The 20,314-nt window shown below is 69.5% G+C and carries 19 protein-coding genes; 7 read left to right on the forward strand and 12 right to left on the reverse strand.

From position 1 onward, the window contains the following. Nucleotides 1-161: 161 nt before the first annotated feature. Both EV648_RS10430 and EV648_RS10435 read right to left on the reverse strand, forming a co-directional pair. Nucleotides 162-1,076 carry a 1,4-dihydroxy-2-naphthoyl-CoA synthase gene (locus tag EV648_RS10430; RefSeq protein WP_241995016.1) on the reverse strand — a complete coding sequence of 305 codons (915 nt, stop codon included), beginning with the start codon at nucleotides 1,074-1,076 and terminating at the stop codon, nucleotides 162-164. Nucleotides 1,077-1,110: 34 nt separating this feature from the next. Further along, nucleotides 1,111-2,124, reverse strand: a complete 1,014-nt coding sequence (locus tag EV648_RS10435) for a LacI family DNA-binding transcriptional regulator (protein ID WP_132288255.1) — start codon at nucleotides 2,122-2,124, stop codon at nucleotides 1,111-1,113. 148 nt (nucleotides 2,125-2,272) lie between these two features. Here EV648_RS10435 and EV648_RS10440 point away from each other — a divergent pair, with 148 nt between their 5' ends. Together EV648_RS10440 and EV648_RS10445 are read left to right on the forward strand one after the other, a co-directional pair. Beyond that, nucleotides 2,273-4,243, forward strand: a complete 1,971-nt coding sequence (locus tag EV648_RS10440) for a Xaa-Pro dipeptidyl-peptidase (protein ID WP_132288258.1) — start codon at nucleotides 2,273-2,275, stop codon at nucleotides 4,241-4,243. A gap of 53 nt (nucleotides 4,244-4,296) precedes the next feature. Then, nucleotides 4,297-6,645: a glycoside hydrolase N-terminal domain-containing protein gene (locus tag EV648_RS10445; RefSeq protein WP_132288261.1), complete on the forward strand. Its 2,349-nt coding sequence runs from the start codon at nucleotides 4,297-4,299 to the stop codon at nucleotides 6,643-6,645. 14 nt (nucleotides 6,646-6,659) lie between these two features. Here the strand turns inward: EV648_RS10445 and EV648_RS10450 are convergent, their stop codons facing one another. Next, nucleotides 6,660-7,592 carry an AraC family transcriptional regulator gene (locus tag EV648_RS10450; protein WP_132288264.1) on the reverse strand — a complete coding sequence of 311 codons (933 nt, stop codon included), beginning with the start codon at nucleotides 7,590-7,592 and terminating at the stop codon, nucleotides 6,660-6,662. A 185-nt stretch (nucleotides 7,593-7,777) separates the two neighbouring features. On the opposite strand from EV648_RS10450, the gene EV648_RS10455 reads away from it, so the two are divergent. Together EV648_RS10455 and EV648_RS10460 are read left to right on the forward strand one after the other, a co-directional pair. Then, complete coding sequence (locus tag EV648_RS10455; RefSeq protein WP_241995017.1) at nucleotides 7,778-8,113, forward strand: PadR family transcriptional regulator; 336 nt, start codon at nucleotides 7,778-7,780, stop codon at nucleotides 8,111-8,113. Then, nucleotides 8,110-9,354 carry a hypothetical protein gene (locus EV648_RS10460; RefSeq protein WP_132288270.1) on the forward strand — a complete coding sequence of 415 codons (1,245 nt, stop codon included), beginning with the start codon at nucleotides 8,110-8,112 and terminating at the stop codon, nucleotides 9,352-9,354. Before EV648_RS10455 ends, EV648_RS10460 begins: the two co-directional genes overlap by 4 nt. A gap of 16 nt (nucleotides 9,355-9,370) precedes the next feature. Here EV648_RS10460 and EV648_RS10465 read toward each other — a convergent pair whose 3' ends face one another. Continuing rightward, nucleotides 9,371-10,090: a GNAT family N-acetyltransferase gene (locus EV648_RS10465; RefSeq protein WP_241995018.1), complete on the reverse strand. Its 720-nt coding sequence runs from the start codon at nucleotides 10,088-10,090 to the stop codon at nucleotides 9,371-9,373. Between the two features lie 9 nt (nucleotides 10,091-10,099). After that, nucleotides 10,100-11,119, reverse strand: a complete 1,020-nt coding sequence (locus EV648_RS10470; protein WP_132288273.1) for a bifunctional NAD(P)H-dependent oxidoreductase/GNAT family N-acetyltransferase — start codon at nucleotides 11,117-11,119, stop codon at nucleotides 10,100-10,102. Between the two features lie 53 nt (nucleotides 11,120-11,172). Here EV648_RS10470 and EV648_RS10475 point away from each other — a divergent pair, with 53 nt between their 5' ends. Next, nucleotides 11,173-11,622: a MarR family winged helix-turn-helix transcriptional regulator gene (locus EV648_RS10475; protein WP_132288275.1), complete on the forward strand. Its 450-nt coding sequence runs from the start codon at nucleotides 11,173-11,175 to the stop codon at nucleotides 11,620-11,622. A gap of 3 nt (nucleotides 11,623-11,625) precedes the next feature. On the opposite strand, the gene EV648_RS10480 is transcribed toward EV648_RS10475, so the two are convergent. From EV648_RS10480 to EV648_RS10490, 3 genes are all read right to left on the reverse strand, one after another. Further along, nucleotides 11,626-12,609: an adenylate/guanylate cyclase domain-containing protein gene (locus tag EV648_RS10480; RefSeq protein WP_241995019.1), complete on the reverse strand. Its 984-nt coding sequence runs from the start codon at nucleotides 12,607-12,609 to the stop codon at nucleotides 11,626-11,628. Further along, complete coding sequence (locus EV648_RS10485; RefSeq protein ID WP_132288278.1) at nucleotides 12,590-12,997, reverse strand: cyclic nucleotide-binding domain-containing protein; 408 nt, start codon at nucleotides 12,995-12,997, stop codon at nucleotides 12,590-12,592. Before EV648_RS10485 ends, EV648_RS10480 begins: the two co-directional genes overlap by 20 nt. A 150-nt stretch (nucleotides 12,998-13,147) precedes the next feature. Next, a complete protein-coding gene (locus tag EV648_RS10490; RefSeq protein WP_132288281.1) occupies nucleotides 13,148-14,356 on the reverse strand; it encodes a riboflavin synthase in 1,209 nt (402 codons plus the stop codon). A gap of 212 nt (nucleotides 14,357-14,568) precedes the next feature. Here EV648_RS10490 and EV648_RS10495 point away from each other — a divergent pair, with 212 nt between their 5' ends. Beyond that, nucleotides 14,569-14,733, forward strand: coding sequence for a hypothetical protein (locus EV648_RS10495; RefSeq protein WP_241995020.1), 165 nt, complete (start codon nucleotides 14,569-14,571; stop codon nucleotides 14,731-14,733). 18 nt (nucleotides 14,734-14,751) lie between these two features. On the opposite strand, the gene EV648_RS10500 is transcribed toward EV648_RS10495, so the two are convergent. The 4 genes from EV648_RS10500 to EV648_RS10515 all read right to left on the reverse strand — a co-directional run bounded on the left by EV648_RS10500 (nucleotide 14,752) and on the right by EV648_RS10515 (nucleotide 19,220). Beyond that, complete coding sequence (locus EV648_RS10500) at nucleotides 14,752-15,738, reverse strand: B12-binding domain-containing protein (RefSeq protein WP_132288284.1); 987 nt, start codon at nucleotides 15,736-15,738, stop codon at nucleotides 14,752-14,754. Beyond that, nucleotides 15,726-17,099: a PP2C family protein-serine/threonine phosphatase gene (locus EV648_RS10505; protein ID WP_132288287.1), complete on the reverse strand. Its 1,374-nt coding sequence runs from the start codon at nucleotides 17,097-17,099 to the stop codon at nucleotides 15,726-15,728. The genes EV648_RS10500 and EV648_RS10505 overlap by 13 nt, the downstream gene beginning before the upstream one ends. Beyond that, complete coding sequence (locus EV648_RS10510; protein WP_132288290.1) at nucleotides 17,086-17,547, reverse strand: STAS domain-containing protein; 462 nt, start codon at nucleotides 17,545-17,547, stop codon at nucleotides 17,086-17,088. Before EV648_RS10510 ends, EV648_RS10505 begins: the two co-directional genes overlap by 14 nt. A 188-nt stretch (nucleotides 17,548-17,735) precedes the next feature. Then, nucleotides 17,736-19,220, reverse strand: a complete 1,485-nt coding sequence (locus tag EV648_RS10515; RefSeq protein WP_241995021.1) for a threonine/serine exporter ThrE family protein — start codon at nucleotides 19,218-19,220, stop codon at nucleotides 17,736-17,738. Between the two features lie 240 nt (nucleotides 19,221-19,460). Between EV648_RS10515 and EV648_RS10520 the strand changes: the two genes are divergently transcribed. After that, on the forward strand, nucleotides 19,461-20,201 hold the full coding sequence (locus tag EV648_RS10520; RefSeq protein ID WP_132288293.1) for a cupin domain-containing protein: 741 nt from the start codon (nucleotides 19,461-19,463) through the stop codon (nucleotides 20,199-20,201). The last annotated feature ends 113 nt before the right edge of the window (nucleotides 20,202-20,314 follow it).

Raw genomic sequence — 20,314 nt, forward strand, 5'->3', positions numbered from 1 at the left:
ATTTACCGCGCACTGTCAGTACCTCGCACAAAGATTTCCGAGAACTACTCAGGAAATAGCGTTAGAACTTCGCAGCTCTATCGCCTTCGGCCTGACCAACTGTTCTGCTGTCGGTACGGCGAGCTCGGCCAGCCGTCCGCAAGGCCTGAACCCCGAGCGGTTCAGAAGGCGTACGGGAACGGCGTCCAGTCGGCGGGCCGCTTCTCCAGGAAGGAGTCGCGGCCCTCGGCGGCCTCGTCGGTGGCGTAGGCGAGCCGCGTCGCCTCACCCGCGAAGATCTGCTGGCCGACCAGGCCGTCGTCGATCAGGTTGAACGCGTACTTCAGCATCCGCTGGGCCGTCGGCGACTTCGCGCAGATCTTCTTGCCCCACTCCAGCGCGACTGCCTCCAGCTCAGCGTGCGGCACGACCTTGTTGACCATGCCCATCCGGTACGCGTCCTCGGCCGAGTACTCGTCGCCCAGGAAGAAGATCTCGCGCGCGAACTTCTGTCCGACCTGCCGGGCCAGGTACGCCGAACCGAAGCCGCCGTCGAAGGAGGCCACGTCCGCGTCGGTCTGCTTGAACCGCGCGTGCTCGGCCGAGGCCAGGGTCAGGTCGGCCACGACGTGCAGGCTGTGTCCGCCACCGGCGGCCCAGCCGGGAACGACACAGATGACCACCTTCGACATGAAGCGGATCAACCGCTGCACCTCGAGGATGTGCAGCCGTCCCGCCTTGGCCGGGTCGATCGTGTCGGCCGTCGTGCCCTCGGCGTACTTGTAGCCGTCCTTGCCGCGGATGCGCTGGTCGCCGCCGGAGCAGAACGCCCAGCCGCCGTCGCGCGGGGACGGCCCGTTGCCGGTGAGCAGCACGCAGCCGACGTCGGTCGACATCCGTGCGTGGTCGAGCACCCGGTACAGCTCGTCCACCGTCCGCGGCCGGAACGCGTTGCGCACCTCGGGGCGGTTGAACGCGATCCGCACCACCCCGGCGTCGACCGCACGGTGGTAGGTGATGTCGGACAGGTCGAACCCGTCGACCTCTTTCCAGGCCGACGGGTCGAAGATCTCGGAGACGTGCACGGGCTCGGTCACGAGCCCGAGCATATTTCAGCTCCGCCGGCGCACCTCAGCGCCGTCGGGTGCTCTCCCGGAGGACGACCTCGGCCTTGAACGTCTCGGTCTCCGGCTCGCCGCCACCGATGGCGAGCTCCAGAGCCCGGCGGCCCATCTGCTCCAGCGGCAGCCGCACCGTGGTCAACCCCGGCCAGACGTCGCGCAGGGTGGCGATGTCGTCGAAACCGGCGACCCCGAGATCACCCGGTACGTCGATGCCGCGGCCGCGCAGGGCGGACATCGCACCGACGGCCATCACGTCGTTCACCGCGAACAGGCAGTCGAGATCCGCCTTGCTGTCAAGGAGTTCCAGGGCCGCCGCGTGTCCGCCGTCGCGAGTGAACTCGCCGTACTGCACGGCCACCGCTTGCAGGCCGGCCTCGGCCAGACCCTCGACGAATCCGTCCCGCCGGTCCCGCGCGGTGGCCAGTCCTTCCGGCCCGCCGAGGATGCCGAACTTCCGCAGGCCGAGTCCCACCAGCGAGCGGGCCAGCTCGGCCGCACCCGCCCGGTTGTCCGGCTCGATCGTGTGCGCCGGCATGCCCGACTGGCTCACCAGGGCCAGGCCGGCGCCGGAGTTGAGGAACGTCTCGATCTCGGTCGCGGTGCGGGCGAGTCCTTCGGCGTCGGTACGGCGGGAACCGATCATCACCGCCGCCCGGGCGCGCTGTGCACGCAACGAGGACAGGTAAGCAATCTCGCGGTCGGCATCACGGAACGTGCTGGCCATCATCACCAGCAGACCGCGCTCGTCCGCGGCGCGCATCACCCCGTTCGCGATCGCCGCGAAGTACGGGTCCTCGATGTCGTGCACGAGGATGCCGACCACGTTGGTGGACGACTTCGCCAACGCCTGCGCCTGCGCGTTCGGCGTGTATCCGAGGGCGGCGGCGGCTTCCCGGACGCGCTCCTGCAACTCCGGGCGCGGGACCCGGTCGCCGCCGTTCAGCACGCGTGAAGCGGTCGCCACGGACACACCCGCGCGTTGTGCCACATCGAGCAGTGTCACCGGTGCTCGCATGTTCATCTGGGATACCCACCTTCCGTACAGCTCCCCCTGGGTGGCGGTCACACTATCGGAAGTGGTGTCATCATCACGCTGCGTCGCTGAGAAGTGGCGGGGAATGTTCCCAGAGCCTGGCTTTGCGGCCCGGGAATGACTAGCCTTCCCAGCCATGACGACCGTCCGTGCCAGGGTGACGATCCTGGTCTCGTCCACCGTGCTCTGCCTCGGAACCGCAACTGGTACCGCAACAGCCGCCCGGATCCCGGACGGGCCAGACGCGCCAAGCGTTGCCGCCCCTACCGTCGCCGACGACGCCGCTGCCGCGAGTGCGGCCGCCGGTGTCCCGGCGCACGTCGATCCGCGCACGCGCAGCACCCAGCCGGTCTACGACTACGCGGGCGCGATCCGCGAGTCCGTCTACGTCGACACCACGATGGACACCGATTCCGACGGCGCCGACGACGTGATCGCGGTGGACATCGTCCGGCCGCGTGAGACCGCGGCCGCCGGGCTGCGGATCCCCGTCATCATGGACGCCTCGCCGTACTACTCCTGCTGCGGACGCGGCAACGAGAGCGAGAAGAAGACCTACGACGAGTCCGGCGTGATCCAGAAGATGCCGCTGTACTACGACAACTACTTCGTCCCGCGCGGGTACGCGGTGGTCGGGGTGGACATCGTCGGCACCAGCCGTTCCACCGGCTGCGGCGACGTCGGCGGCAAGGACGAGATCGACTCGGTGGTCGCGGTGATCGACTGGCTGAACGGCCGGAACACCGCCCGCACCGGCGACGGCCGGCCGGTGAAGGCGACCTGGACGAACGGCTCGGTCGGCATGATCGGCAAGTCGTACGACGGCACATTGGCCAACGGGGTCGCCGCGACCGGCGTGCGCGGGCTGAAGACGATCGTGCCGATCTCGGCCATCTCCTCCTGGTACGACTACTCCCGCTCCGGCGGCGTGCCGTACTCGGTCGACTACATGCCCTGGCTCGGCGGCTACGTCGGTCACGACACGCCCGCATGCGACGCAGTACGGGCCGATCTGGGCGAGCAGGACGACGACGAAACCGGTGACTACACAGCCTTCTGGGCCGAGCGGGACTACCTGAAGGACGCTCGCAACGTGAAGGCGTCGGTCTTCCTGACGCACGGCCTGAGCGACTACAACGTCCAGACCAACCACTTCGCGCAGTGGTGGGATGCCCTGGGCAAGAACAAGGTGCCGCGCAAGATCTGGCTCGGCCTCGAGGACCACGTCGACCCGTTCGAGTTCCGCCGCGACGAGTGGGTGGACGAACTGCACAAGTGGTTCGACTACTGGCTGCAGGGCCTGCAGAACAACGTGATGCGCGAGCCGGTCGCGACCGTCGAGACGGCGCCGGACGTGTGGAAGAACTACAACACCTGGCCCGCCTCGCCGAAGACCGTGCCGGTGCCGCTGGCCGCCGGCAAACTAGGTGCCTCCGGCAAGGGAACCGTCACGGTGACGGACGACCCCACACTGACCGAGGACACAATCGTTGCCACGCCGTCCGACGTCATCGCCGGGCGGCAGATGTTCCTGTCCGCGCCACTGCCGGCAGCGATCCGGGTCAGTGGCACGCCGACGGTAACGCTGCGGATCAAGGCTGACTCGCCCACCACTCCGATCACCGCGCGCCTGGTCGAGTACGGACAGGCCGAGCGGTACTCCGGTGTCCGCCGGACCGGCGTCGAGACGTGCGTCGCGCCGCAGTCGCAGTACGACGACGCGTGCTACTTCACCGTGCAGAAACTGACGGAGGACAGTGACCACGGCATCGTCAGCCGCGGCTGGATCGACGCGGCCCACAGCGACTCGCTGAGCAAGCCGAAGCCGCTGACGCCGGGCAAGTGGACCACGGTCACGGTGCCGCTGCGGGCGCAGGACCAGGTGATCCCGAAGGGCCGGGTGCTCGGCCTCGCGGTGACCTTGAGCGACACCGAGTGGACCACCCCGAACGACACCGGCGCATCCATCGACATCGATCTGGCGAACAGCAAACTGAACCTGCCGATGACCGTCGGCAAGGTCGCCGCCCCGACCAAGGCCGAGCCGATCCAGGTCCGGATCACCACCCCGAGCGAGCGCCCCGACCTGCACGACCCGCTGCACTGACGTCATACTTACCTCGGTGAAGTAAATCCCTCCACGATGGGAACCGAGGTCGCATGCGCCAGCACGAGGTCGTTCACGCCGTAGCCGGATCCAGTGCGCCGGGACAGCAGTCGAGCACTCCGGGTCGGCTGTGGTTCTCCCGCCCCGCGACCAGGTGGTTCGAGGCCGTGCCGATCGGGAACGGCCGGCTGGGCGGGATGGTCTACTCGGGCGACCGGGTCGAGCGCATCCAGTTGTCGGAGTCCACCGCGTGGTCCGGCGCACCCGCGGACACCGACGTGAGCCCGACCGCGCTCGAGCACCTGCCGACGATCCGCGAACTCCTCCTCACCGGCCGGTACGCCGAGGCGCAAGCCCTGGCCGGCGAACACCTGCTCGGTACGCCGACTTCCTTCGGTACCAACGTCCCGCTCCCCGAACTCCAGGTGACCTTCGACGCCGAAGGTGAGCCGACGCGGTACGAGCGGTCTCTCGATCTGCACGACGCGGTCGTTCGGACGACGTTCCAGCGGGGCGGGATCACCTTCGAGCGTGAGGTGTTCGCGTCACACGCCGATGGGGTGATCGTCGTGCGCCTGGCAGCAAACACCACCGGCGCTCTGAGCTTCGAGCTGTCGTTCACCGAGGACGTGATCCCGGGTGTGGTGACGGCCGAGGGCGACACGATTCGCCTGCAGGGCAACGCGTTCGAGGAACTCCACAGCAACGGCAAGGTCGGTACGACGCTCGACCTCCGCACCCAGGTGTTGCCCGACGACGGCACGGTTGTAGCCGAAGGCAATCACTTGGTCGTACGGAATGCCACCGCTGCAACGATCCTGGTCGCCGTCGGCTCCGACTGGCTCGGCGAGGATCCGACCGAGCGTCCGACCCGCCTGTTGGAGCACGCCTCCGCTGTCGGCTACGAGGCACTGAAGCAGGCACACCTCGACGACTACGCCCCGCTGATGAGCCGTGTCGGTCTCGACCTCGGCCGCAGCGACAGCGCAGTACAGGAGTTGCCTACCGATGAGCGGCGAGCGTTGCTCGCCAAGGGTGGCGAGGACCCGGAGTTGCTCGCGCTGTACTTCCAGTACGGGCGCTATCTGACGATCGCGGGATCGCGCGCCCACTCGCCGCTTCCCCTTGCCCTGCAGGGAGCCTGGAACGACGGCCGGGCGGCCGGTGGTCCGTGGACGAACGACTTCCACCTCGACATCAATACCCAGCAGAACTACTGGGCCGCCGAGATCACCGGCCTCGGCGAGTGCCAGCTTCCCTTGTTCACCCTGATCGACGGACTCCGCGCGAGCGGGCAGAAGACCGCCGCGCAGCTGTACGGCGCACCGGGCTGGGTCTCGCACACCGTCTCCAACGCCTGGGGGTACTCCGCGCCGGGTTGGGGACTCGGCTGGGGTCTGCACGTGACCAGCGGGATCTGGATCTCCCTTCAACTGTGGGAGCACTTCGAGTACAACCGCGACCTCGGCTTCCTCGCCGACCGCGCCTACCCAGTACTCCGCGACGCGGCCGTGTTCTTCCTCGCCTACCTGACAGAAGACCCGGCGACCGGCCAACTACTGAGCGGCCCGTCGGACTCACCGGAGAACTGGTACCGCTCGCCCGACGGCGATCAGTGCTCGCTCTCGATGGGCGCGACCTGCGACACCGTGCTGATCGAGGCACTCTTCAGGATCTGCACGGAGGCCTCCGGCCTGCTGGGCGTCGACGAAGAACTGCGAAGCCGGCTGGAGGCCGCACGCGAGAAGCTGCCGTCCTTCCAGATCGGCAAGCACGGCCAACTGCAGGAGTGGCTGGTCGACTTCGACGAGGCAGTGCCCAGCCATCGCCACACCAGTCACCTGATCGCGCTGTACCCGGAACGCCAGATCACTCCGCGGCTGACCCCCGAGCTGGCGCGCGCCGCCGAGGTCGCCCTCGAACGGCGGCAGAACGCCGAGGGCTGGGAGCAGACTGAGTGGGTCGAGGCGAACCTGATGACCTACTACGCCCGCCTGCTGAACGGCGACCTCGCGCTGCGGCACCTGCTCGGCCTGATCGGTGACGCAAGTGAACACAACCTGATGTCGTACTCCGCCGGCGGGATCGCCGGCGCGGAGCAGAACATCTACTCGTTCGACGGCAACGCGGGCGGCACCGCCGGAATCGCCGAGCTGCTCGTCCAGTCGACGAGCGAGGAGATCGAACTGCTCCCCGCGCTTCCCAGCAGCTGGCGTGACGGTTCGGTGCACGGCCTGCGGGCTCGCGGCGGATTCGTCGTCGACGTCACCTGGCAGAACGGCCGGCTGGTGACGGCCCGGATCACCAACCCCCACGAGGCGAGTGTCCGGGTCCGTCAGGGTGACGAGCTGCTCGACGTCACCATCACCGCGGGCGCGACCGTGGAGATCACCGCTGCCTAGCCGGGAGGTCGCGCCTAGCTGGGAGTTCCGTCGGCGACGAAATGCATCGGGTCGCCGAACCCGAGGTCGGTGATACCGGCGGTGTAGAAGGCGCCGATCAGCAGCGACCGGCGGTGGGCCGCGAAGGTCAGCACGTGCGCGACCATGCCGCCGTAGGTGAACACCCGCGGCGGTTCGCAGGTGGTGTCCACGAAGCTCTCGTCGAAGCGACCCTCCTCGTTGAGTGCGGTGACCAGGGCAACGAACCGCGACCCCGCGTCGGCGTGCCGGGTGCGCAGCTCGGAGATCGGCGTAGTCACCGGCTGCTCGCAGTCCGGCACCTGGAACGGGCGGTCGGCGACCGACGCGAGCCACATCTCCTCCTGCCAGACGAGCCGGTCCAGCAAGTACCGGATCGACACGTCGTCGTCGATGCCCTCCACCGACAGCTCGATCGGCCGATCCAGCGTCGCCGCGTCCAGCTGGCTCCCGCGCTCGATCATCTCGCCGGTGAGCCACACGTGGTGCTCCACCATCCTGACCAGTACGTCCATTCCCCTCGCCTCTTTCCGTGCGGGCAGGCGCAGGCCTGCCGGTGGATGGAAGTGAACCCCGCTCGGCGCCGCCAGGAAGAACCGCCGCGACGGCTCCCGGCGCCACTCGCGCGGTGACATCCCGTACGCCCGGCTGAACGCGCGGGTGAACGCCTCGTGCGACCCGTAGCCGGCGTCGATCGCGAGATCGAGCACCCCGACGTCCTCCGCGAGCAGCCGGTACGCCGCCCGTTCGAGCAGCACCCGGCGCCGGAAGGCCGACGGTGACTCGCCCATCGCCGCGGTGACCACCCGGGTCAGGTGGCAGCGCGACAGGTAGGCCCGGCGCGCGAGGTCGGCGCCTTTCGTCGCCGGCTCGTCCAGGCTCTCGGCGACGACCTCGACGAAGGCCGCGAACACGTCCGTTGAGTTCATGTCCTCACTCTGCCCGCTCCGGTGGCTCCCGGACTTGATCGATTGTGCTCAGCTCCCCACGGCCCGGCAACGCGGCGAGTACAACAGGATGGCGGAGTACTCCGCGATGTGTAGTAGTGTGCTTGGCAGAGCACCGCGAGGATCGGTCTGAGGGGTCCGGTCCTTGCGGTGCACGGACGGCGGAGGTGGACGCGTTGGACACGAGCCAACTGCTCAAAGGCGTGCTGGATCTCGCCGTTCTGGCGGTGCTGCGCGACGGGGACGGCTATGGGTACGACGTGCTCCGCCGGCTGCGCTCGGCCGGGCTCGAGGACGTCGCGGACGCCTCGGTGTACGGCACGCTGCGCCGGCTGTTCGCGGCCGGCGCCCTGACGTCGTACGTGCAGCCCAGCGAGGAAGGGCCCCACCGCAAGTACTACGGGCTGAACAAGATCGGCCGCGACCTGCTCGCGGAGTCCACCAAGACGTGGAACCACTTCGCCGACACGATGTCGGTGCTGCTGATCGAGGAGGCGACGTGAACAGCACACTCACCGGAGCGGTCGCGGTGTACCTGGCTCAGGTCCGCGCCGAGCTGAGCGACCTGCCTCCGGGTGAGCTCGAGGACGTGCTCGACGACGTTAGCGGGCACCTCGCCGAGGTCGCCGCCGAGTCCGAGGCCGAGCCGACCGCCGAGGCCCTGCAGGATCGCCTCGGCACCCCCAGGCAGTACGCCGACGAGCTCCGCACCGCGGCCGGGTATCCGCCCCGGGCCGAGCAGTCGTCCGACCAGGCCGGCTGGCCCGCCCTGCGTTGGGGACTGATCGCCGCGACCGTCGGGCCGTTCCTGGTGGTGATCGGTGGGATCTCGCCCGTCTTCATCCTGCTCGGTCTGATCACGCTCTTCGGCGCCGCCTTCTTCGGGGTCCGGGCGCTGCACGGCAACGACCCGCGGATCGTGCTGGAGACCGCCCAGGGCCAGCGGCTGGCCGCCTCGATCCGCAACCTGGTCGACCAGATCCCGCCGAACCTGCGGCACGAGCTGGTCAGCATCGGTCAGCCGGTCTGGTGGGTGGCGCGCGGCGTCGTCGGTGGCGGCGGGTTCTTCGCCCTGTTCGGCGCCGGTGCGGTCGCGGTGGTCGGCGCCCTGGCCGGCGCCGCGGTGTCGGTCTGGATCGGCCGCCGGACCCAGCAGGACCGCCGCTGGCTCTGGTACGTCGTCCCACTGAACGTGGTCGCCACGGTCATCGTGCCGGCCTGGCTGGCCTTCAGCTTCGTCGGCGGCTCCGCCTACGGCCTGTTCGGCGGCTACAACGACTACCGCGGCAGCTCGGGCACCGACTACGCCTACGCGTCCGGGCTGACCATGGACGGCAACAGGATCGAGAACATCTACCCGTTCGACGAGCAGGGCCGGCAGGTCAAGGTCCGGCTCTACGACCAGGACGGCAAACCGCTCAAGGTCGAGATCCAGGACTGCGTCGGGTACTGGGGCACGGATCCGTCAAGCACCCGCCCGTCCGAGAGCAATCAGTTCCCGCAGGCGATGATCCTCCCGGACTCCGAGGGCAACACGAGCGCGGACAACTGCAAGGACAGCGACAAGGCGCCGTTCATCCCACCGGCCGCGCCGGTCTCCAGCCCGCCCACTGCGACGACAACGCCGACCCCGTCGGCCGGCACCAGCACCAAGCCGTCGACGACCCCCACGACCAGTCCCAGCGCGAGCGCGCCGAACTCACCGCGCCCGAGTGTGACGCTGACGATCTCGCCGACCCGCTGAAGGCACCAGAGCTGGGCTACACGTGCGCCGCTGCGACACCGCGGTACGTGTAGCCCAGTTTGCGGTAGACGGAGATCGCGGCCGCGTTGTCCCGGTCGACCATCAGTCCGGTCCGGCCGTGCCGCTTCACCAACTCGGCCGTCACGAACCCGCACACCTGGCGCGACAACCCTTGTCCCCGCACGGACGGCCGCGTCGCCACTCCGGCCAGGAAACCCACCTCGGGCGCACTCCACGCATCAGCCGCGATGCTCAGCAACTCCCCGGCCTCACCCGTGGCAGCAGCCCAGCGCAGTACGCCGGGACGTCCGGGCCAGGCATAGGACCCGGGGGCCGCCTCGGCGAGCAGTTCCTCGACCCCGGTGTCGCCGTCGAGCCAGGCGGCCGTGGTCGTTTGGACCGGCACCTCCGCGGTGTCCATCCACCCGAATGCGGCCGCGAACGTCATCCCCGGCACCCGCTCGGCCAGTTCACGGATGACCTGCTCGTCGCCGAACGGGCGGAAGCTCGTCCCGACCTCGGCGAGCACCTGCTCTACCAGCGGAGCCAGCTGATCGATCGGCCCGCGCACTGACAGGCGATCCCGCTTCGACAGCTCGGGCGATGCCACTGCCACCGCGTCCCCGTCGTACCAGGCCCTCACGGAGCGCCCGAGGTCTCCTTGTCCGGACCAGATGATCATGGGGTCGTCGTCGGATACCCGGACCAGGTCAGCTGTTGTCGAAACCTCCCGCACGGGGCCAGCTTAAAGGGGCTTCCTCAAGCCCACCGCACCCGCTGGGACATCCTCGGTGAACAGCGAATAGCCGGCCTTTTGATAGAGCGCCTGGTTGCGTTGGCTCCGGGCGCCGGTGAACAGCGTCGCCTCGGTGACTCCGGCCGGCGCCTGGCTCTCGGCGAAGCTGAGCAGCCGGCGACCCAGTCCGCTGTGACGCTGATCGGGAGCCACCATCAGTCGCCCGATGCTCCAGGCATCTCCGTCCCGCTTGGCGCGGACAGAACCGACCAGCCGCCCGCCGGACCGCACACACCAGGTCGTCCAGGTCCGTAACGCCGCGCGCACCTCGTCCTCGGATTCCACCAGCGCCGGGAGATCGAGCGTCTCGTTGGCGATCGCCTCGTCCACCCAGCAGCACCGCTGCAACACCAGCAACTCGGGCGCGTCACCCGGCACCGCGGGGACGATCTCCAGGTCGGCCCGGTACAGCGGGCGCAGTACGTCGGCGACCCGGGCCAGCTCGGTCAGCGCGTCCTTCGCTCGGGCGGCCAGTCGCTCGGTCTCGATCACTTCTCCGTCGCTCAGGTCGTCCGCGATCCGCAGGAAGATGTCGTCACCGATCGAGAGCATCCGCAGCGAGGTGGCGACACCACGAGCCATCTGTACGCCGCGCGTCCCGGCCGAGGTGTTCCCGTAGCCGATGAACAGGCAGGGCTTCCACGCCCACTCCGCGCTGAGGTAGTCGAACGCGTTCTTCAGCGTGGCGGGCATCGCGAAGTTGTACTCGCTCGTCACGAACACGAGAGCATCCGCGGCCGCCACCCGCCGGCTCCAGACCCTCGTGTGCTCGTGCTGGTAGATGCCGGTCGCCGGGTGCTCCGGCTCGTCGAGGAACGGCAGCCCCACTTCGGCGAGGTCGGCCACCTCCACCTCGACGCCCAGATCGATCGCCGTACCGGCCGTGGCCCGCACGAACCACGACGCCACTGCCGGACCGAGCCGGCCGGGCCGGGTGCTGGCAACCACCACGAGCACTTTCTTTGACATGTCAAAGATCTTATCCATGTTCTTTGATATGTCAAAGAAGTAGGATCGGAGCCGTGACCGGGACCCGATGGCTCGACACCGACGAAGAACGCGCCTGGCGGGCTGTCCGGCGGCTGCTGACCGTCGTTCCGTCCCGTCTCGCGCGGGATCTCAACCAGCTCGGGCTGTCCACCGCCGACTACGAGGTGCTCAGCACGTTGTCGGAGAAGCCCGGCCGCAGTTGGGGCCTGAAGGACTTCGCGGACAAGATGCAGTGGTCACGCAGCCGGCTGTCGCACCACGCGGCCCGGATGGAGGCCCGCGGCCTGATCGAGCGCGAGCCGGATCCCGCCGACGCCCGCGGCTCGATCTACCACCTGACCGACCACGGCTTCGAAGTACTGGCGGCCGCGGCGCCCGGGCATCTCGACTCGGTCCGGAGCCGCTTCATCGACCACCTCAGCGTGGAGGAACTGGCTCTCCTTGAGCGCATCTCCACCCGCATCGCGGACCTGCCCGACTGAGCGTCAGGACTCGTCAGTGCGCTGCAGGGCGTACGGCGTGAGGTGGTGGTAGCCGCGGACGGAGACCCGTCGGAGCCTGCGCAGCCGGTACGACGGGTGGCCGTCCAGGGCGGCGGCGAGTTCGCGGTCGATCAGGACGCGGCCGGGCTTGCACTCCGAGGTCAGGCGCGACGCGAGGTTGACGACCTCGCCGTACACGTCACCGAGGCGGATCAGGATGCTGCCGTAGGAGAGGCCGATCCGCAGCTCGGGCAGGTCGCCGGCCTCGCGCATCTTGTCCTGCAGGGCCAGTGCGACCGCCGCACCCTGCGCAGGGGTGTCCGTGACGAAGAGGACCTCGTCGCCGATGGACTTGATCACCCGGCCGCCGTTCAGCGCGACCACGTCCGCGGCCAGGCCCTCGAAGCGCTCGATCAGCCGGCCCAGCTCGGGCTCGGACAGTCGCCGGGTCAACCGGGTGAAGCTCACGATGTCCGCGAAGCCGACCACCCGGACGCCGCGGGCGAGCTCGTCCGAGCCGGCCACCGCGCGGCCCGCCGCGGCGGCCAGGTGCCGCCGCCAGACGTAGGTCTGCAGCCGCTCCATTGCCGGAAGCAACAAAGCCGCGACCTCGATCGCGTCGTCCGCCTTCAGCTTCGAGGCGCCCAGTAGCTCGAGGAACATCGCGGACTGCCAGGAGGCCAGCCGGGACTGGGTCTGGCCGAGCTTGCGGGCCAGCGACGACTCGACCGCCGGGTCAATGAAGCCGTCGTCCTCCAGGGCGGCGACCAGCCGGAGCGCCTCGACATCGCCGTCGGTGAAGGCGACCTCGTCGTCCGGCACGGTCGCGAACCCGAGCGCGCGCCACATCCGCTCGGCGCGCTCGCTCGATACCCCGGCCCGCTCGGACACCTCGATCCGGGTGAACTTGCGTTCGCCGCCGAGCAGCGCCTGCTCGAAGTCCTTCTGCAGCGCCCCGAGATCAGGCTCAGGAGCTGGACTTGTCACCGCGCCGCTCGGCGATGGTCGCGTCGATGGCGTCCCGGAAGTTCGGCAACCGGTTCGTCAGGTCGTCGAACTTCTCCCGGGTGAAGTGCAGCAGTTGCAGCCGGCTCTTCGCCGTCACGGTTGCCGTCCGCAACCGGTTCTGCCGGACCGCGACCTCGCCGGCGATGTCGCCCGGGCCGAGCTCGGCGATCTCGTCGCCCTTGACCCGGACCGCCGCAGTACCGCTGAGGATCAGGTACGCGGCATCCGGTGGGGTCTGTTCCAGGATGAGTGACCAGCCGGCGGGCACCGAGACCTCCTCACCGGCGCGGAAGATGTCCTTGATCTCCCGTCCGGACAGGTCCGCGAACAGCGGCAGGTCCCGCGGGGACGTCCTACCCAGTGCCACGTCGATCCTCCGAGCCCGCCGGGGGTGACCCAGCGATAGCAGGCCGATGTTTCCAGTCGGTAACTCTAACGGTTGATTCAGTCCAGGGTCACTGCCGGACCGCTTACCCCGCGAGGAACACCGGATCGTCGTACAGGTCGGACCCCTTCATCACAGCCACCGGGCCAGGTCGTGCACGTCGATCATCGGCAGGTCCCAGCGCAGCGCGAACTGCTCGAGGTCGGCCGCGTCCGCCATCACCCCGTCCGGCCGCATCACCTCGCAGCACACGCCGACAGGCGCCAGCCCGGCCGCGACACACAGCGCGACGGTCGCCTCCGTGTGGCCGCGCCGCTCGGCCAGCAACCCGGGCCGGGCCGCCAACGGGAACACATGCCCAGGCTTCAGAAAGTCCTCGGCCTTGGCGTGCGGATCAGCCAGCCGCCGGATCGTCGCCGCCCGATCAGCGGCACTCACCCCGGTGCCCGGCAGCGACGCCAGGTCGACCGGGACATGCATCGCGGTGCCCTGCCGGTCCCCTTCCCCGGGCATCCTCGGGATCTCCAGCCGTTCCAGGACCTCGGCAGCGCAGGGAATCGTCGTATGTCCACAGACCTGCGTGAGCAGGAAGGTCATCGCCTCCGGCCGGAACCGCTCGCCGGCGAAGACCACATCTCCTTCGCCTTCCAGCGTTGGATCCCAGACCACCACGCCACCACCGGCAGCCAGTTGCGCGACCACCTTCTGTACTCCGACCGGCCCACTCAGGTGGCCCGCCCAGGGCAGGCGAGCAACCGCTTCGATCAGCTCGGGTCCGTGTCCTTCGCGGGCCATCCGGGTGAGCAGGTCGCTCTCCAGGTTGACCCGATCACCGGCTCCGAGATTGCCGAGATTCGTCTTGGCCAAGGTGTTCGGCACCAGGACGACGGAGAACCGGTCCTTCAGCACCTCGGCGACGGTGAGGCTCACTCCGTTCAGCGCGACCGAGGACTTCGCCACCAGCCGGGCCAGCAACCGGTCGCCGGGCTTGATCCAGACCCGGCGCCCCGCGGGCTCGTCATCGACCCGGAGCACCTTGCCGACGCCGTCGACGTGCCCCTGGACGAGATGACCGTCGATCCGGTCACCGGCGACCAGGGGCAGCTCGAAGTGGACCGCAGTACCGGCGGTGATCTGGTCGAGAGCGGTCCGGCGGCGGGTCTCATCGGTGACGGTGACCACCAGTTCGCCCGGGGCTGCCGACTCCATCGTGAGCCGGACGCCGTCCAGGCAGACGGCGCCCCCGGCGGCCAGTGGGAGTTCCGGATCGACGCTGATCCGGAGGGAGTCCGCGCGCACCTCGGCGACGGTGGCGGTGGTCTCGATAAGTCCTGTGAACATGCGTTCGCTACCTCTGGGTGAGAGAGATCATCAACCAGGGACCCGGGCGGATCCGAGCAGGAGCGGGGTATCACCGCATGGCCCCGGTCGTTGCCGGGTCACTCCGTCGACCGGACGGAGCCGGCGGGCCCGGGATCACTCCCTGCCGCCACACCTTGGAATCGCACCAGCAGCAGTAAAGCACAGCCCCCTGCGCAGGCGACCCGACTGAGGTGCTGGCCGAGAAGCCCGGTGGCGCGCATCCGGAGTACACGAAGGTCAGTGTGGAGGTCGAAACCGGGCGTGAGTCGCTGATCCAGCTCTACGCGGGCTTCTTCGGGCACGGCCAGGACGTCTGGTTCCAGCTCGACGACGTGGTGCTCGAGGAGCTCCGGTGATGCGCCGGCCTTCAGACCTCAGTGGACGAAGGCCGGCCAGGAGTTGTCGATGAGCGAGTGGGCCAGCGGATAGTCGCGCAGGCAGGTCCGCAGCAGCCCTCCGAGCGCGGTGACTTTCTCCGGGTCCTCACCTCGCGAGCGGAGGATCTCGGCGATCCAGGCGGCGGTCTGCGGGACCACTCGCGGATCACCGGTCATCAGTCCGGCCCACACTGCGTGCAGCACTTGCTGGACGGCGTCCTCCGCGACCTCGAGCCCCGGATCGACCTGCCAGTCCGCGAGCAGGCTTGCCACCAACTCCCGGTGGGACAACTCGAGCGCGGCCTGCTCGGCAACTGCTGCATCCGGGAGCGGCGCCACCGCCGGTACTACGGCCGGCAGGGCGCGGGCGGCCTCGACAGCGCTCGGGGCGTCGGGCGCCCAGGCCGCCGCTCCCAGCGCGCGGGCACGGAGGTCGTCCGGGCCGAACGCCGCACCACCGACGACGATCGGGATGCCGGCGGTCGTGCTCGCCTCGATGAACCGCCTGGTCGTCGGCAGTGCGCCGAGCATCGAGCAACTGACCGCGAGGGCATCCGGGCCAAGGTCCTGCAGATACTGGCCAAGGCGGAGCGGTGGCGTGGAAGCACCGAGCAGCGTGGTGTCCCACCCGTCTGCTCTGAGCGCGCAGTCGATGATCATCGCGGGCAGGGCGTGCCACTCGCGCTCTGCGCAGGCCACGAGCGCCTTGCCGCGGGTGATCGGGGTCAGCCGGGCATGCCTGGCAACGGCTTCCGTCGCGGCCGCCGCCACCGCCGTCGCGGCGTGCTCCTCGGCCACCGTCCAGTCGCCACGTTGCCAGCGGGCGCCCACGTTCCGCTGCGCTGCCGCGATGACGCCGGTCAACACAGTCACCGGGGCGACCCCTGCCACCAGCAGGTCGTCGACGACTCCGATCGCCGCCGAGGTGTCCACCGCCGCCAAGGCCGCCTCGAAGTCCGCCAGCGACTCGGTCAGTTCTGCCATCCGGTCGGGCCTCCGCAGCTGATCGCGAGCAGGGCGATGTCATCGTGGGACCGGCCGTCGAGGTGCTCGACGACATCCTGCTCGACGGCTCCGCAGATCGCGTCCGCGCCGGCTCCGGCGTACTCCCCCAGCAGGTTCAGCAGGCGATCCAGGCCGTAGAAACCTTCCTGACCGCGGGCTTCTTCGACTCCATCGGTGAACAGCAGCAGGGCGTCACCCTGTTCCAGCCGAACGGTCGTGGTCGGGTAGTCGACGTCGGGAAGCACGCCCGCCACCGTTCCCTCGATCTCGAGCTGCTCGGCTCGGCCGTCCGCACGGACTACGACAGGACCGGCGTGGCCCGCCACGGCGATCTCGACGTCCGCCGACCGGCCACCTGCGGCTGGCCTCAACCGGAGGCAGACGAGGGTGATGAAACGGTCGGAGGTGTCCTCGTGGAAGACCGTGTTGAAGGCTGACAGCAACGCGCCAGGCCGCCGCTCGAAGTGCGCGGCGGTGCGGAGGCTCTGCCTGGCTCGACCGGTCAGCACCGCGGCGTCGACACCCTTGCCGCAGACATCGCCGAGCACGGCCAGCCAGTCGTCCTCGGCGCCGAACATGTCGTAGAAGTCGCCGCCGATGTCCAACTGCTCGATCGCCGGCCGGTACCGCGCCGCGACGTCCACTCCGGGAACCACCGGCAGCGCGGCCGGTACGAGGCTGGCCTGCAGGGCGGCAGCAACCCGGCTGCGCTGCTCGTACAAGCGCGCGGAGTCCAGCGCCAGGCTGCCGCGGGAGGCGAGCAACTCGGACAGGGCAACGTCCTCTTGGCTGAAGCCACGACCCTGGCCGCGGACAACCACGAGAGCGCCCAGGGTGACGCCGCGGGCGGTCAATCCCAACCCGAGGACGTCGACCGGCCGGAGCTGTGCCGCCTGCTCGCGAAGGACTTTGGTCGGCACCATGCTGGCCAGGCCGTCGGCCACGGCCGTGTCGGGTGAGACGTGCAGCAACTCGGTGCGGCCGGTGGTCAGGATGCGATCCAGTGCCTGGCCCGCCACGGACCGCCGCGAAGCCTTCCCCGTGGCCGACGGGTCGTCCCCGCCGTAGAGCGTCAGCGCACCGGTCCGCGGGTTGGTCAGTACGACCATCGCCCAGTCGGCGAGCTCCGGCCGGACCGCGGTCAGCAACTGAAGGACACACCGCCGCAGATTCAGCGACCCGGCCATAGCCAGCGAAATCGCCTCGACGATCTCAGCCCGCGGCGTCCGGGTACCGTCGTCGGCCAGCTCCGAAGACGCCTGCAGGTCCGCGCCGAAACCCGCCCGCAGGTCTCCGGATCTCAACGACTCCGCATCCCACGAGCCGTCACCGGTCGTCATCGGTCCCTGTACTCCGATCTGTCCCGGCGAGGGGTTCGACGGGCGGAGCCGGGGGCGTGGTGGGGAGGGGGCCGTCGGCTGCGGGAACGAGGAGTTGGGTGGCCAGGTCCTCGGCGAGTGCGTCGAGGGTCGGGTAGAGCGTGAAGACCTTGTGCAGCTTGGTGATGCGGAGGATCTTCTGGACACGGTGCTGAGCGCCGACCAGGGCCAGGGAGCCGCCGCGCGAGCTCGACTCCTTGTGGGCGCCGACCAGGACGCCCAGACCGGTCGAGTCCATGAACTCGACATCGGTCAGGTCGATGACCAGCAGGTGTGGGCCGAGCAGGACCTTGAGCTGATCGGTCAGTTCGGGCGACGTCTCCAGGTCGAGATCGCCGCTGACCCGGACCACCGGCGCGGGACCGGTGGTGTCGACCGTCAGGCTGAACGGGGCTTCTTCGTCGAGCACGAGCGCGACTCCTTCGCTCTGTCACCTCTGGTGACAGCTCGCGCAGCGGGGCTGGCGGCTGGGGCGCAGTGGCTATCGCCGCCGGCGGGATTCACCACCGCGGGCTGGTGGGGAACGGCTACTGGCAGAACCGTCCGGACCGACTGCAAGGAATATCACTCGCGGACGGCACGAGCAACAACCCACCCTCAGACCGCGGCCCGACGCTTACGGCGGGTGCTCGATCGTGAGCGGGGAGTACGCCGGCGTACCGGCCGGCGTGGTCCGACCAAGCGTGGGCCGGCCAGGCGGTCTTCCAGGCGGCGGGCCTCGCGGCGGATCGGCTGGGCCACGTACTCGCCGAGGATGACCCCGGAGGCCAGGGCGACCCCGATGGCCACGGCGGTCGCGAGAGTGACGATGCCGATCAGGTTGCCCTGGGTCGTCAACTCGTACATGCCCTTGTAGATGGTCAGTCCGGGCAGCAACGGCACCGTTCCCGAGACCACCACGACCAGCGGCGGGACACCCGAACGACGGCCGAGTGAGTAGCCGCCGAGACCGACCACGAAGGCGCCGGCCGCGGTCGACCAGGCGGGGCCGAACTCGGCGCGCGTCATCAGCGTGAACGCCAGCGAGCCCAGTGCACCGACGATCGCGATCGGCAGCAGAGACCGCAGCGGCGCGTATGACGCGTACGCGAACGCCACTGCCATCAGCGCACCCGAGCCGACCATGATCGGCAGGTTGGCCAGCTGGATCGTCTGCGCCTCGATCGCCACCGGCAACCCGAGCTTGATCCCGAGGCTGATCCCGAGCGAGACCCCGGCGATGATTCCACCGGTCAGCAACATCGCTTCCAGGCTTCGCGCGGCCGCGGTCACGTAGTACCCGGTGATGGCGTCCTGGACGGCACCGGTGAGGGCGATCCCGGCCAGCAACATGATGATGCCTGCGGCAACGACCAGCGAAGGTTTCACCGGCGCGTGCAGCGCATAGAGGATCAGCGCCACCGCGGTCGCGACGAACGCCCCGGCCACCTGCTGGTAGAACGCGGGCAGCCGCTGGCGGCTGAACCAGCGGTTGCTCAACTCGATCCCCATCGCGGTGACGAAGGCGACGAGCGTGATCAGCCAGCCACCGCCGAGCAGCAGGGTCGCGCCACCCGCCATCACACCCCAGGCGATCACCGAGCTCCAGCGCGGGAACGGCGGGCCCGCGGACACCAGCCGCGCCAGTTCACGGCTCGCCTCCTCACGGGTCATGTCACCACGGGCGAACCGGCGTACCAGCAGGTCGACGGCGGTCAGGCGGGAGAAATCCTGGCCGCGGTAGCGGACGACGCGCACGTGGGTCTCGGGGGCTACGTCCGGCCCGGCCTGGTAGGAGATCGCGATCGAGGTGAACGTGATGTCCACCTCACAGCCGCGCAACCCGCCGGCCGCGGTGACGGCGAGGATGGTCGCGGTAGCGTCCGCCGTACCGGCGCCGCTGGACAGCACGACCTCGCCGACCCGGAGGGCCAGATCGAGGGTGCGATACACCTCGACCTGCTCATCCCGCGCCTCATCCCGCGCCCCGTCTCGCCCCGCATCCCGCGCCCAGTCTCGCGCCTCGGCCCGTGCGCCGTCCCGCCGCTCGTCCCGCATCTCGTCCTGCACCCGCTTGTTCACCGGCTCACCGCCCTGGGCCACTGTGCTCCTTCCGTCTCGTGCGACGACGCTAACGCCCGTCGGTACGGCGTACCCCATCCGCCGGTCCGGACACCGCGCCGGCCGACTCCGGACGCGGTGCTGGCCAACTCCGGACATTTGGGGGTGCAACCGCTTTCCAGACTTCTTTCCCAGCAGGTTGACTCACTGTGAAGGCCCACCTAAGGTTGCGATCACAAGCCTGGGAAAGCCCTTTCCAAGGCAACGGACGAGGAGACTGGCATGTGCGAGTACGGCCCCGGCCCGGCGACGGCACTGCCCGGCGGCATCGGCATCTCGCTCCTGAAGGTGTACGACATCGAGGCCCCCGACGGACTCGTCGGCGGCACCCCGCACGTGCACCTGGCCTGCTCCGAGGGGTACTACGTGATCGCCGGCTCCGGCGCGGTCCAGACCCTCAACCCGAAGGGGTTCACCGAGACCCCGCTGCAGGCGGGCACCGTGGTGTGGTTCGACCCCGGCACGATCCACCGCCTGGTGAACGGCGGCGGCCTGCAGATCCTGACCTTGATGTCGAACTCCGGGCTCCCCGAGGCAGGCGACGCCGTACTGACGTTGCCGCCTGAGCACCTCACCGACCGCGAGACCTATCTGAAGGCGACCACGCTCACCGGCGAGGGTGAGGCCCGCACGCCGTCCGCGATGGCCCGGCGCAACCTCGCGCTGCAGGGCTTCGCCGCTCTGCGTGCCGCGTACGACGCTGACGGTCCCGCCGCTCTCGAGCCGTTCTACGAGGCGGCGATCGGGATCGTCCGGCCACAGCTGGCGGACTGGCGGCGCCGGTGGGAGCAAGGGCCTCGCCGACTGGCTGATGAGACGGGTGCAGCCCTGGACGCGCTGGAGGCGGGCAAGGCACCGCACCTCCAGACGGCAGAGCTCCACCAGATCCCCGCGCCCACCGAGCTCGGCCGCCACGGCATGTGCGGCCGCCTCGACGTCTACGACGTAGGCGACCGCCCATGAGCCCGCCCACGCTCCGACCCGCCTCCGCGGCCCTCGCCCCCACGCGACACTCGCGATCGGCGGACCGGCGTACCGATTCCTTGACTCGACCGCCCCGTAACAGACCAGCGCAG

This window comes from Kribbella sp. VKM Ac-2568 (assembly GCF_004345365.1).
Classification (GTDB): Bacteria; Actinomycetota; Actinomycetes; order Propionibacteriales; family Kribbellaceae; genus Kribbella; species Kribbella orskensis.